The sequence below is a fragment of the Dyella sp. 01N448 genome (assembly GCF_056399225.1).
In genome coordinates this window covers 61,824-75,028 of the sequence record NZ_JBFTQX010000008.1, presented here as the reverse complement: position 1 = coordinate 75,028, position 13,205 = coordinate 61,824, and the positions used below count along the sequence as shown (strand labels likewise).

The window sequence follows — 13,205 nt, the reverse complement described above, 5'->3', positions numbered from 1 at the left end:
GATGGCCCCAGCGATCAGTGGAACTGGTCGCTCGCGGGTACCCACGTCGTGCTGCTGCGCGCTGGACCTGCCGGCAGGGTCACTTCAGTCGGACAGCCTGGCGGCATGGGGCCACCGGCCACGCGCGCCGCGGCGCATTGGGCGCTGTTGTCGAGCTTCACGGTCGCCATTGTTGGCGCGGCGGCGCCCGGTGCAGGCGGAACCAGCGGATGGGTCGGCGCCAATTTCATCTTGTCGTAGACCACGTCGTCCACCGGCTTTGGCGGCGGATTGCCGTCGCCGCAACCAAACAGCGCCATCGGGAACAGCGGCATCACCACGCATTCCACGCGCACGCCGCGCGGCAGGTTGAAGGTGTGGCGCATGGTGGTTTTCTCGACCGCGCGGCGCAGTGCCGTGTCGATCGAGCTTTCCCCTTCGGGCGTCCAATCCTTTTCGAACCGCGTGGGCGTATAGCCGATGCTAGGCGTGCCGTGCGACATGATCTCGGTATTGCCGTGCGGCTTGAGCTGGACATAGGTGCCCACGGCGCCTTCCTGCTCGCCCTGCCCTTTGCCGCCCTGACCGTTGCTGGTTCCGTTGCCCTTGCCGGGCGGCAAGCCGAGATTGAGCCCCTTGCCACCGGCGACGTTGGGCGACTGGTCGACGCCGTTGGCCTGACCTGGCGTACCCGTGCGGCTGCCCTGCGGCGTCGCGTTGGGCGCACTGCTCTGGCCGCTTTCGCTGGACGATCGGCTCGACTCGTTGCTGGCGGTGTTGGACTGCGCGCTGGATGCGCTTTGCGTCGATGCGTTGGCTGCCGACGACGGCGCGGCATTCTGAGTGGGCGCCGCCTCCGCTGGAGTCTCCGATAGCTGCGGTCGCTCGATCGACGGCTGGTTGTCCAGCGCGATGGCCTTGGGTGCCGCGACGTCCAGGTGCGGCGCCTGCGGATGTTCCAGCGACGGCTGCGGATTAGGTGGCAACGGCACGGCTTCCAGCTGCGGCTCTTCCGCCACGCGGATCGCCGGCGATTCGATCGTCGGCTGTTCGCGCGGCACCACCGGCGCCACCGGGCTCGGCTGCGGCTGCAGGTTCACGGTAGGCGCCGCCTGCGCCGGCAGCGGCACAGCCTGCAACTCCGGTTCGGGCGGCGAAGCGGGGGCTTCGGGTCGGGGCACGGCCGCAATGCTCGGCGGCGTGGTGACCGGCACCGCTTTTTCCAGCGCGACGGTCGGTGGGGTGACCACCGGCGCCGATTGCGGCGGCACCTCAGGTAGCGCGAGCGAGGCCGGCGGTTGCACCGGCTGGTTGCCTTCCGCCTGCGGTTTGCGAATGGGCTCGGGCTGGAATTTCGGCGGCACCGGCTTCTCTATGGCCGGCGTTTCCAACGCGACCTGCGGCGGCTCCGGCGCCGTGGGCACCGGTTGCAGCTGTTCGGCAGGCGCCGGCTTGGGCAACGTCACCGGCGGCAGTGGCGCAGCGGTGATTTCCGGCTTGGGCGCGGTGGCCTTGGGCACATCGGTGACCACCGGCGTCTGCATGGCCGGCACCGGTACGGGCGAAAGATCGTTATTGGTGCGCGTGGACGAGCTGCTGCGGCGCGCCGTGCGCGGCGCATTGCTCGCGTTGCCCCGATGCACCGGACCCACCTGCTTGGGCGGCGTGCCGCGCACCGGCGGCGGCGGTGGCGGTTCTTCCTTGGCTTTCTCGATCAGGCGCACCACCAGCGGCGGCGTTTCGTCGTTGAGTTCATCCAGCTCGTAGGCAGGCCCCAGGATGATGCCGACCAGAAAAGCGAGATGGACGAACAGCGCGCCGACGAAGGCGATGATGCGCAACCAGCGGTCGCGCGGACGTTCCGCGCGGCGCCGACGATAGACGCCCGCGCTCTCCGCCGCCGACTTGGGCGATGGAAGCGTCACTGTCAGCCGGCCCGCGGATTCCCTGTCCATGGGCGAAGTGTAATGGGCAGTGACGAGGTTCTGAGCAGTCCCCTGCTCAACCGCCGTCCTGCGTCGATGGATGCGACGCCCGTTCCTGCATCTCGGCGTCGACCGAGCGCGTCGGCGTGTCGACCGGACAGCCCTGCGGCAGCGGTTTCTCCGCGCGATAGATGGCGATGCATTCGGCCACGCTGATGGTCTTGGGCGGCGGCGAACCGGGCGCCAGCTGGTTGGCCGGCGCCATGTTCATGCGCATGTCGCCGTCATTGGATGGCGGAGGCGGCGGCGGGTCGCCACCGCAGCCGCCACCCAAGGCCAGCAGCGAAACGGAGCAATGGATGCGCACGCCGGGTGCGATGTGGAAGGTGTGCGAGACGGTGCTCTTGTCCACGCCTTTTTTGAGCGCGTCATCGACCGAGCTGCCACCGCCCTTCTGCCAGTCCTTCTCGAAGCGGGTGGCCTTGTACGGCACGGTGGTCGTGTGCTGCATGATCTTCGCATCGCCCTGCGGCATCTGGCGCACATAGTCGCCCTCGGGCGCGGGAGCGGCCGTGCTTGCCGTGGCAGGCAGCGCGGCCTGACCGGCAAGATCCGGCTGCGGCGAGGGCGGGCTGGAACTGGCAGGCGCCGGCGGCTCGGGCGGCAGACTTACTGTCATGGCGTTCTTCGCCGGCGGCTCGTGCACCACCGGCTTGTTGACCGGACGTGGTGGTGATGCCGGCTCCGGCGGCGGTGGCGGTGCCAGCTCGGGTGCGGCGACTGGTCCCGGCGGCGTGGTCGCGCGAGGTATCAACCGCACCAGCAGCGCACCCGTGCGCTCCTGCTGGGCCCGCGCGGCCGCCTTGCCCACTTGCATCTCGTGCCAGGTCAGCCAGCCAAACAGCACGTGCAGCACCAGCACGATGCCCAGCGCCAGCCAGCGACGCCCGCGGTTGGGCGGAGGCTTTCGCCAGCGCAGCTGATGCAGCATCGCGCGCGTGGGTCCGTCGAGAGGCGCCAGCCCACGCGTTGGCGGGCCCGGGGGCGTCCAGCGATGGTGTTCGACCTGCTCGGTGTGCTCGATGGGGAATCTCTTCTGGACTGCGGGGGCTGCCGGCCGGCCATCCGGGGCGGCCATGCGGGGATGGGGACTTCTGCTGACCCGCGCAAGCGCCGAGGGTTCCCCGTTGACGCCGTTTGGCGGGTTCATCGCACTGCAACTTGACCCGGGCGGCCATTGGCGAAAATCTACACAAACGGCCAACCCGGCCGTACCCGCCATGACCGCCCCCGCGTCCTGCACGCCTGGACGACCATGACGGCCCGCCATCGTCAGCCGCTCGCGCGGCTTCGTGCGGCGCCGCAGGTCACGTCGGCACGAACCCGCGCCCAGCCATGGGAGGGTCGCATCGTGTCGTACAACACGGAAAACATCCGCAACATCGCGCTTGCCGGACATGCCGGCGCCGGCAAGACCACGCTGTTCGAAGCCCTGCTGCACGCCGGCGGCGTGATCCAGAACCAAGGGTCGGTAGAGCGCGGCACGACCCAGTCCGATACGGACGAACAGGAAAAAGCGCGCGGGCATTCGATCGATACCGCCATTGCCAGCATCCCGTTCGGACAGAGCCATATCAACCTGATCGACACGGCGGGCTACGCCGATTTTCGCGGGCCTACGCTGTCGGCATTCGCCGCGGTGGAAACCGTGGCCATCGTGGTCAATGCCTCCAACGGCATCGAATACGGCACGCGCCGCATCATGGAGCGCGCGGGCGAACGCAAACTGGCGCGCGTGCTGGTGATCAACAAGATCGATTGCGACGTGGCCAAGCTCGCGCCACTGGTGGATGCGCTGCGCGAGGAATTCGGCACGCAATGCCTGCCCGTGAATCTTCCGGCCGAAGGCGGCACGAAGGTGCTCGACTGCTTTTTCCACAGTGATGGCGCCACCGACTTCTCGTCGCTGGCCGAAGCGCACCAGCGCATTCTCGACCAGGTGGTGGAAGTCAACGAAACCGTGATGGGCCACTATCTCGATGCGGGTGAAGGCGACCTCACGCCGCAGGAATTGCACGACGCGTTCGAGCAATGCCTGCGCGAAGGGCATCTGGTGCCGATCTGCTTCGTCAGCACGCGTACCGGCGCCGGCCTCAAGGAATTCCTGGAACTGGCCGAACGCCTGCTGCCCAATCCGGCCGAAGGCAATCCGCCGCCGTTTCTCAATAGCGACGACGAAACGATTACCGTCAACGCCGATCCCAGGGCGCACGTGATCGCCGACGTCTTCAAGATCGTCAACGATCCGTTTGTGGGCAAGCTTGGCGTGTTCCGCGTCTGGCAAGGCACGGTCAAGCGCGACACGCAGCTGTTCATCGACGACAGCAAGAAACCCTTCAAGGTGGGACACCTGTTCCGCTTGCGCGGCAAGTCGCACGAGGAGATCGAACAGGCGATACCCGGCGACATCGTGGCCGTGGCGAAAATCGAGGAAATCCATTTCGACGCCGTGCTGCACGATTCGCACGACGAAGACCGCATCCATCTCGCGCCAATGCGTTTTCCGCAGCCCATGTTCGGCCTGGCGCTCGAACCCAAACACAAGGGACAGGAACAGAAACTCTCCCAGGCCATCAGCCGCCTCGCCGAAGAAGATCCGTGCTTCCGCGTGGAGCATCACAAGGAACTCAACGAGACGGTGGTGCGCGGACTTTCCGACCTGCATCTGAAGGTGATGCTGGAGCGCATGAAGGAGCGTTACAGCGTCGAAGTGACCACGCATCCGCCGCGCATCGCCTACCGCGAAACCATTGCCGGGCGTGCGGAAGGCCATCATCGGCACAAGAAGCAAACCGGTGGCGCCGGCCAGTTCGGCGAGGTGTTTCTGCGCGTCGAACCGCTCGATCGCGGTGCCGGTTTCGAGTTCGTCGATGCGATCAAAGGCGGCGTGATTCCGGGGCAGTTTCTCCCCGCCATCGAGAAAGGCGTGCGCCAGGCGCTGGAAACCGGCGCCATCGCGGGCTATCCGATCCAGGACGTGCGCGTCACCGTCTACGACGGCAAATACCACGCGGTGGACTCCAAGGAAGTGGCCTTCATCAGCGCCGGCAAAAAGGCATTTCTCGATGCGATCGGCAAGGCCCGGCCGATCGTGCTCGAACCCATCGTGGACGTGGAAGTGGCCATCCCGGAAGCCAACGTGGGTGACGTGACTGGCGGACTAGCCGGCAAGCGCGCGCGCATCATGGGCACCGATTCCTTGCGCGGCGGCGAGCTGGTGATCAAGGCGCAGGCGCCTCTGGCCGAACTCACCGACTACCCCACCGAGCTGAAGGCGATGACGGGTGGCCGCGGCCGCTACAGCCTGGATCTCAGTCACTACGAACCGGTGCCGATGCCGGTACAGAAACAGCTGGCCGAGGCGTGGAAGCCGCACGTGGACGACGACTGACCCCGTAGCAAGGCCTGAACGGGCGCGACCGGCGTCGCGCTCGTGCGCCTCCCCAGCTTGAGGCGCCGCAAATACGCCGCATGTGTTTAATGGAGACGCGCCGAAATGGACGGCGCTGGAGGCATGCGATGAGCCGCTCCTTCGTGAAGGATGCGGACGAGTCCGTCGGCGAACGGCTGCCGGATATCCCGCTGAGCGAACACCCCAATGTTGTGACGAAGCGTGGACTGGCGCTGCTGCGTGCACGGCTGGTCGCCATGCGCGAACGGCGCGACGCGCTGCGCGCTGCCGCCGACACCTTGCCGCAGCAGCGCGAGCTGGCCGAGGTGGAGCGCGAACTGCGCTGGCTCAATACGCGGGTCGGCAGCGCGATCGAAATCGACCTGGCGCAACAGCCACGCGACCGCGTGGCGTTCGGCGCGCTGGTGACAGTGGACAGCGACGAGGGCGAAGTACGCTACCGCATCGTCGGCGAAGACGAGGCCGACGTGGAACACGGCCTGGTGAGTCACGTCTCGCCGCTGGCCAAGGCCCTGCTGGGCGCCCGCGTGGGTGATGAGGTGACGTGGCAGCGGCCGGCGGGGGACTTGGTGATCGAGGTGATCCGGATCGAGTATCCGAAAGACCCCCAGGCCACCTCACCCTTGTAGGAGCGCACTTGTGCGCGACCGGCGTCCGCGAGGACGCCCGCCGCTGGTGCGTGTGTCGCTAAGAGCGTGTACTGAGGTGAGTTGCGATTCCGCGGTCGCGCACAAGTGCGCTCCTACAAGGGGATCGCAGGGCTTCAGCGCTTGGCCTTCAACAACGTGCCGCTGCACTTGGGCGAGCCGCACAGGCACTGCCACAGCTTCTTCAGGCGCGCGGTATGGGGCACGTCCAGGGTGATGCCGTAGTCGTAGGTGAGTTCTTCGCCGGGCTTGATGTTGCGGATCGCCTCGATCAGCACGCGATCTTTGCGAGCGTCGCCGTTCGCGCTTTCCTCGATCACGGCCTGGCAATTGGGATCGCAGCTGTGGTTGATCCAGCGTGCCGTGTTGCCCTTGCGATTGGCATCGATCAGCCATTCGTCGTTGAGCGTGAACAGGAACGTATGCCCGGTTTCGCCACCATCGCCGTAGAGCCCATCGGCCTCGGCATGGCTCATCAGCGTGCCCTTGTACTCGACGACTTCCTCGCCCTTCTTGATCGGAGCGACGGCGAACACGCCATTGCCATGGATGGGGGAGCGGCGGGCAACGATACGTCGGGTCATGGGCAGGAGGCAGTGGGGGATGAGCCGGAGATGATGCCTGCTGCGTTGCGCAATGGGAACCTCTGGCGCGTTGGTCACGACGACGTAATCGCATTCGCGCTGAGATGAATCCCGGACAGCGGAACCCCGTGGACAGACCACGAGGTCCTCCTGCTAAGATTCAAACAATCGTTTGAGGTGCATCCATGAAACGACTGCTCGGTTGGGTAGTGCTGCTCGTGTTGGTGGCTGGTCTGGTGGCCTGTGGGCCGCCCAAGAAGAGCGTGTTTCCGCCGACGGTGAGCATCCAGGAGATGCGCACCCAGCCCAACGGCGAATGGCGCGTGACGTTGCGCATCCAGAACAACAGCTACGGTTCGATGGATTTCACCTCGCTCGATGGCCAGCTGCAGGTGGCCGAACTGGTGCCCGTCCGCCTGCATACGGCGTTCGATCTGGACATTCCCCCCTTCGCCGCCGACGTCACCCAGATCAACCTGCTGCCTACGCCGGAGATGACCGCCGCGCTCAAGGCCGCCGCCGTCAAAGGCAGTGCGGGCAGCGTGCCCTACAACGTGACCGGCACGGCGAACGCCAAGCCCGAGCAGGAAAAAGAAGCTCGCGATTTCAGTTTCCACGGCAATGACTGGCTGTCGCCGGTGCCGGGGATCCCCAACACCTGGCGCTGATGTCGGCGCCTGCATGACCCACGAAGGAACTCTGCCATGACGATCTACAAGGCCCCTCTCGACGACCAGCGCTACACCCTCTTTGACGTGCTCGGGGCCGAAGCCGTGCTCACCAAGCTGGAGGGCGGCGAGGGTCACACGCGCGATCTGCTGGACGCCGTGCTGGAGGAAGCCGGCCGCCTGAGCGAAGCGGTGCTGGCGCCGTACAACGCCAGCGGCGATGAGGAAGGCTGCCACTTCGACAAGGCCACCCACACGGTGACCACGCCGAAGGGTTTCAAGGAAGCCTTCAAGGCGTTTGCCGAAGGCGGCTGGACCGGCCTGATCCAGGCCGAACGCTTCGGCGGCCAGGGCCTGCCCAATGTGATGGGCACCGCCACCAGCGAGATCTTCCAGGGCGGCAACCTGGCGTGGAGCCTGTACCCGCTGCTGTCCGAAGGCGCCTGCCATGCGATGGAGATGCACGGCACCCAGGATCAGCAGGACACCTACCTCAAGCCGATCGTCGAAGGCCGCTGGACCGGCACCATGTGCCTGACCGAGCCCCAGGCCGGCTCGGATCTTGGCCTGCTCAAGACCCGCGCCGAACCCGGCGACAACGGCAGCTACAAGATCACCGGCACCAAGATCTTCATCAGCGCCGGCGAGCATGACCTGGCGCAGAACATCGTCCATCTCGTGCTGGCCCGCCTGCCCGATGCACCGGCCGGCAGCCGCGGCATTTCGATGTTCATCGTGCCCAAGTTCAAGGTGAATGCCGATGGCTCGCTGGGCGAGCGCAACAGCGTTGCCGCCGGCGCCATCGAGCACAAGATGGGCCTGCGCGGTTCGGCCACCTGTGTGATGAATTTCGACGCGGCCGAAGGTTTCCTGATCGGCGCGCCGCACAAGGGTCTGGCCGCCATGTTCACCATGATGAATGCCGCCCGCCTCGGCGTGGGTGTGCAGGGTTTGGCGCTGTCCGAGCGTGCGCTGCAGAACAGCACCAACTACGCGCGCGAGCGCCTGCAGGGCCGCGCCCTGTCCGGCCCGAAGTTCCCGGACAAGCCGGCCGACAATCTGATGGTGCAGCCGGACGTGCGCCGCATGCTGCTCACCCAGCGCTCCCTGGTGGAAGCCTCGCGCGCGCTGCTGCTGTACACCTCGCTGCAGACCGACGTGGAAGCCCGCGGCGCCGACGAAGCCACGCGCAAGCAGGCCAGCGACCTGGTCGCGTTCCTGATCCCGATCGCCAAGGGCGTGGTCACCGAGCTCGCGCAGGAGTGCACCAAGGAAGCGCTGCAGGTGTACGGCGGCCACGGCTACATCGCCGAAAACGGCGTGGAGCAGTTCGTGCGCGATGCCCGCATCATCACCTTGTACGAAGGCACCACCGGCATCCAGGCGGCCGACCTGCTGGGCCGCAAGATCCTCCAGCTGCAGGGCACCGGCTTCAAGCTGTTCCTGCAGGAGATCCTGGCGTTCTGCCAGCAGCACGCACAGGATGCTTCGCTCGCCGGGCTGATCGGTCCGCTCGCCAAGCACGCCAAGGAATGGGCCGACCTCACCCTGACCCTCGCCCAGCGCGTGCAGGCCAACCCGGAAGAGCTGGGCGCCTCGGCGATGGATTACCTGTATTACTCCGGCTACATCACGCTGGCCTATATGTCGGCACGCGGCGCCGCCGCGCTGGCCAACAGCAGCCAGCAGGAAGCGTTCAAGCAGGCCAAGCGTGACAACGCGACCTTCTACTTCGCCCGCATCCTGCCGCGCAGCCTGACCCACAAGGCCGCCATCGAGGCCGGCGTGGATACCATCCCCGCCATCGCCTGATGTGATGCACCCAAGGCCCCTCCATCACGGAGGGGCCTTTTTCTTTGTGTGGGAGCGCACCCTGTGCGCGACAGGCCACGAACCACACGAGTGCCTCTTCACATTTTCAGGACTACCGTCTAGACGTCCGTAGGTGTAGAAAACGCTCTACTTTCGCGAATCCGGTTGTTCCCGCATGAGCGACACCAGCTATCTGATCCGTCTGGCCGAGGACGACGACGACTTCATCCTTGGCCTGGTGCCTCGTTTCGTGGACTTCAGCCTGCCGCCATGGCGGCGGCGCCACGAATGCATCGAAGGCATCCGCAAGGACCTCAGCCGTCATCTGGATGAGCAGCCGGCCAACAGCTTTTTGTTTGTGGCCGAAGACAGCGACGGCGTGGCGGTCGGCTTCATCCATCTGCAGAAAACGCAGGATTACTTCACCGGCCGCAGCAACTGCCACATCTCCGATCTTGCCGTGGCCGCCCAGCACGAAGGCCGCGGGGTGGGACGCGCACTGCTCGATCACGCCGAAAACTGGGCTCGCGAACATCGCTGCCAGCTAGTGACGCTGGCAGTGTTCCCCGGCAATGAACGCGCGCGCGCCGTCTACGAAAACGCAGGCTACGCCGCCGACCTGCTGCGCCTGGCCAAGCCCGTGCGTTGAGCGATGGTCGGCGCCCAGGGCGCCATGCCGGCAGTCACCGCACGACGGGAGACAGTCATGACCGACACACTGCACACCGTTCGATTCCCCGGCGAAAGCCCTGCCTATCGGGTCGCCCGTGATCGCCTGCTGAGGGCGGAAATGGAGCTGCGGCGGCAGACCGAAGCGACCGCCGCGCTGCGCCGTGCACTGCCGCTGGGCGGCACGGTTCCGGTGGACTATGCCTTCGACGACGAAGGCGACACGCCGATCGATACCGATATCGAACGCCAGACGCGCCTGTCCGATCTGTTTGCCGATGGCAAGGACACGCTGGCGATCTACAGCTTCATGTTCGGGCCGGCGATGTCGGCGCCTTGTCCCTCGTGCTCGTCGATACTCGATGCGCTCGACGGCGAGATGCCGCATCTTCGGCAGCGCGTGAATGTGGCGGTGGTAGCGAAGTCGCCGATCCAGCGCATCCGCCATTTCGCGCGCGATCGCGGCTGGCGCCATCTGCATCTGCTGTCCTCCGCGCACAATACGTACAGCGCCGACTACCACGGCGAAAGCGCCGATGGCAGGCAGATGCCCGCGCTCAATATTTTTCTCAGGCGCGATGGCCAGGTGCATCACACCTGGTGCAGCGAGTTGATGTTCGTGACGCCAGAGCCGGGGCAGGATCCGCGTCACGTCGATGCGATCTGGCCGCTATGGAACCTGCTCGACTGCCTGCCCGAAGGACGCGGCGCCGACTGGCGGCCCAGCCTTACCTATGGCGTCTGAAGGCGATACTCACGGCGGAGGCAAGCTCATCTGCGCGAACATCGACGCCGTGTCACGCACGCCCCAGCGGCGTTCGATGTGGCCTTCCTTCACCACGAACCATTCCATCGCCAGCACTTCGTAATCCTTGCCGGTGACCGGGCCACCGCGGAACGATTGCACCGAACGACCGCGCTCGGTGTAGCGCACCACGACAGTGTCGCCTTCGGCCACCACCGCATCCACTTCGAGGCTCATCTGGAAGCAGCGCATCAGTTGCTCCCACACCGGGCGCGCCATCTCCAGGCCTCCCCAGCCCAGCGCGCCATGGATCAAGGCATCGGGCGCGAACAACGCGCACACGCCATCGAGGTCGCCGCGGTTGAACGCGTCGACGTACGACATCACCACGCGCTTGTTCTGCTCGGACATGCCCGCCCCGTTCTGGGGATCGCGTCGGCGGCGCCACGCAGCCCCGTTCGGCCCAAGCATATCGCCCGGCCCTGCTTGAATGGCGTGAGGATGCCGGACCTTGCCGGGATAAAGCACAGTTCAGCCGCAACGCCTTGCACGCCGCGGACAAGGTCGCGGCGCCCGCAGGCGCCGCGACGCGAGTTGCATCAGTTCTTCAGCGCGGAGGAAGCAGCCAGTTCGGCCTGCTCGCGCTCGCTGAGGCGCTGGGACACGCGGTCGATATTGCCCAGCGACACCAGGTGCGCATAGATCCAACCGAACACGCCTTCACGCAGGAACTCGAGCGCGGTCTGCTCGTCGAGCTGGCGCAGCTTCTCTTCATTGACCACGAACAAGCCGTTGAGGTTGATGGACTTGCCATCCTTCTCCAGACGGATGTTGCGCGGCTCGAGCAGCTTGTGCTTGCGCAGCTGCTCCATAAACCACTGCGTGCGCGATACGTGCTGCTGGAACTCGCCGAGGAAACGCACGGCGTTGTTCAGCACTTCGCTCTCGCTGCCGTCGTCCTTGAACAGGACTTCGCCCTCGGTGGTGTTGAAGCCTTCGTAGGCTTCGTCGAGGAACACGGTGAAGTCGTCGCCTTCGGCGCCCACCGGCTTTTCGGCCAGCACGAACGGATAGCGGCGGATGAAGGCCGGGATATAGGTGTTGGGCACCCAGTGCCCCTGTTCGTTGATGAACAGGTTCTCGTTCTCGCGCAGGCCCAGCAGGGCCATCGGGCCGGCGTCTTCGACGGTCACGCCGCCAAACAGGATCGGCAGGTCGCGCGCGGCTGCGGGAAATTCCACGCCGGTCAGCGGCACCGAGTGCACCGAGCCGGCGAACTTGCGGTTGGGGATCGGCTTGATGCGCAGATCCTTGTGTTCAGTGCGGTTGAGCGGAACAGGACGCTCGTAGAAAAGAACTTCAGCCACGTTAATACCTCTCCCCAGCCGTGCCGGGGTCGCCACCCAGGCTCCCCCTCCCAAACCCGGCCTCGGGTCTACAAATGAACGGACACTATATCAGCGCTTCCGCCGACACGAGAACACCCGTCGGGCATGCCTTCCCCTGCCCTGACAACCATTTGCGTGTGTTCTGTCATGGATTTGGTCTATCCTCGGCCACATACGAGCATCTTTGCGGCACCCGAACGTTCATTCCCCTGGGTTGAAGGACGGTTTTGCATGCTGATGGAAGTACCTGGCCGCGTTGTCGATCTTCATTCGACCCGCGTGCTGTCATTGGACGCCGCCGGCAGAATTCTCGACTGGATCAGCTGGCAGGAGGCCGTTTGCCTCTATGTTCGCGACGCCGTGGCCTGGACGCTGGGCGACCCTTGCCTGACGGTGCATGGCGGCCATAACCGCCTCAGCGGGCTGCAGAGCACGCTGTCCCTGCATCCCATCATTGCCAGCACCGGTCACTGCCGCGATCACGCCATCGATCCCTCGCCGGCGCTCACCAATACCGCGCTGTTCGCCCGCGACCGCTATCTGTGCATGTATTGCGGCCAGCGCTACAGCCGCGGCGAACTGACCCGCGATCATGTGCTGCCGATCTCCAAGCAAGGCAAGGACAGCTGGGAAAACGTGGTCAGCGCCTGCCTGGCGTGCAACCTGCGCAAGAGCAACCGCACACCGCAGCAGGCCAATATGCCGCTGCTGGCGGTGCCGTACCGCCCGAGTTGGGTGGAGCATCTGATCCTGTCCAACCGCAACATCCTGGCCGACCAGATGGAATTCCTGGTCAACCATCTGCCGCGCGATCGTCGCGAGCACATGGTTTAAGGCGTTTCGCTTTCGGCTTCGAACGGGTCGTCCTCGTCCTCGATGCGCTGCAGCTCATTGCGCGCCAGCTCGGCCAGCCGGCAGTAGCTGCGCCGGATGCGGTCGAGGGTTTGCTCGTCGAGCTCTTCCAGGTTGAGCAAGGCGTTGTGCGCCTGTGAGCTGCGGATCAACTCGTCCAGCTTGATCTGCACGGCGGTCGAATCGCGGTTTTGGGTGTTCTGGATCAGGAACACCATCAGAAAAGTCACGATGGTGGTGCCGGTATTGATGACCAGCTGCCAGGTGTCGCCGAAGCCGAACATCGGCCCGGTGACGGCCCAGGCCACCACCACCAGCACGGCCAGGACAAAGGTGACCGGGCGACCGGAATAATGGGCGACGGATCCGGCGAACCGCTGGAAAGCCTTGCGTGTGCTCATGGGAGGGCCCTGGCTGAATGACTGCGCCGGAGCCTCGCCCCTGCCGTGTCAGCGCCGTGTGGA

The 13,205-nt window shown here is 65.6% G+C and carries 13 protein-coding genes; 7 read left to right on the top strand and 6 right to left on the bottom strand.

Going from position 1 to position 13,205, the window contains the following annotated elements:
* Positions 1 to 14: 14 nt before the first annotated feature.
* Positions 15 to 1,934, bottom strand: coding sequence for a hypothetical protein (locus AC1DKY_RS15060; protein ID WP_441603093.1), 1,920 nt, complete (start codon positions 1,932 to 1,934; stop codon positions 15 to 17).
* Between the two features lie 46 nt (positions 1,935 to 1,980).
* Positions 1,981 to 2,895 (bottom strand): hypothetical protein, encoded by a 915-nt coding sequence (locus tag AC1DKY_RS15055; RefSeq protein ID WP_441603094.1) that lies wholly within the window; start codon positions 2,893 to 2,895, stop codon positions 1,981 to 1,983.
* Between the two features lie 420 nt (positions 2,896 to 3,315).
* On the opposite strand from AC1DKY_RS15055, the gene fusA reads away from it, so the two are divergent.
* Positions 3,316 to 5,355, top strand: coding sequence for an elongation factor G (fusA, locus tag AC1DKY_RS15050; protein WP_441603160.1), 2,040 nt, complete (start codon positions 3,316 to 3,318; stop codon positions 5,353 to 5,355).
* A 128-nt stretch (positions 5,356 to 5,483) separates the two neighbouring features.
* Entirely contained in the window at positions 5,484 to 6,005 is a 522-nt protein-coding gene (locus tag AC1DKY_RS15045) for a GreA/GreB family elongation factor (RefSeq protein ID WP_441603095.1), read from the top strand.
* Positions 6,006 to 6,139: 134 nt separating this feature from the next.
* Here AC1DKY_RS15045 and AC1DKY_RS15040 read toward each other — a convergent pair whose 3' ends face one another.
* Positions 6,140 to 6,607: an SET domain-containing protein gene (locus tag AC1DKY_RS15040; protein ID WP_441603096.1), complete on the bottom strand. Its 468-nt coding sequence runs from the start codon at positions 6,605 to 6,607 to the stop codon at positions 6,140 to 6,142.
* Positions 6,608 to 6,792: 185 nt separating this feature from the next.
* Between AC1DKY_RS15040 and AC1DKY_RS15035 the strand changes: the two genes are divergently transcribed.
* From AC1DKY_RS15035 to AC1DKY_RS15020, 4 genes are all read left to right on the top strand, one after another.
* Entirely contained in the window at positions 6,793 to 7,275 is a 483-nt protein-coding gene (locus AC1DKY_RS15035) for a hypothetical protein (protein ID WP_441603097.1), read from the top strand.
* A 36-nt stretch (positions 7,276 to 7,311) separates the two neighbouring features.
* Complete coding sequence (locus tag AC1DKY_RS15030) at positions 7,312 to 9,087, top strand: acyl-CoA dehydrogenase C-terminal domain-containing protein (RefSeq protein ID WP_441603098.1); 1,776 nt, start codon at positions 7,312 to 7,314, stop codon at positions 9,085 to 9,087.
* A 175-nt stretch (positions 9,088 to 9,262) separates the two neighbouring features.
* Positions 9,263 to 9,736 (top strand): GNAT family N-acetyltransferase, encoded by a 474-nt coding sequence (locus tag AC1DKY_RS15025; RefSeq protein WP_441603099.1) that lies wholly within the window; start codon positions 9,263 to 9,265, stop codon positions 9,734 to 9,736.
* A gap of 57 nt (positions 9,737 to 9,793) precedes the next feature.
* Complete coding sequence (locus AC1DKY_RS15020; protein WP_441603100.1) at positions 9,794 to 10,501, top strand: DUF899 family protein; 708 nt, start codon at positions 9,794 to 9,796, stop codon at positions 10,499 to 10,501.
* Between the two features lie 9 nt (positions 10,502 to 10,510).
* Here AC1DKY_RS15020 and AC1DKY_RS15015 read toward each other — a convergent pair whose 3' ends face one another.
* Positions 10,511 to 10,912 (bottom strand): ester cyclase, encoded by a 402-nt coding sequence (locus tag AC1DKY_RS15015; RefSeq protein ID WP_441603101.1) that lies wholly within the window; start codon positions 10,910 to 10,912, stop codon positions 10,511 to 10,513.
* A gap of 188 nt (positions 10,913 to 11,100) precedes the next feature.
* Positions 11,101 to 11,868 (bottom strand): SapC family protein, encoded by a 768-nt coding sequence (locus AC1DKY_RS15010; RefSeq protein ID WP_477179989.1) that lies wholly within the window; start codon positions 11,866 to 11,868, stop codon positions 11,101 to 11,103.
* Positions 11,869 to 12,120: 252 nt separating this feature from the next.
* Between AC1DKY_RS15010 and AC1DKY_RS15005 the strand changes: the two genes are divergently transcribed.
* A complete protein-coding gene (locus AC1DKY_RS15005; RefSeq protein ID WP_046971024.1) occupies positions 12,121 to 12,723 on the top strand; it encodes an HNH endonuclease in 603 nt (200 codons plus the stop codon).
* On the opposite strand, the gene AC1DKY_RS15000 is transcribed toward AC1DKY_RS15005, so the two are convergent.
* Positions 12,720 to 13,142, bottom strand: a complete 423-nt coding sequence (locus AC1DKY_RS15000) for a low affinity iron permease family protein (protein WP_441603103.1) — start codon at positions 13,140 to 13,142, stop codon at positions 12,720 to 12,722. The two genes, AC1DKY_RS15005 and AC1DKY_RS15000, sit on opposite strands and share 4 nt — an antisense overlap.
* Between the last annotated feature and the right edge of the window lie 63 nt (positions 13,143 to 13,205).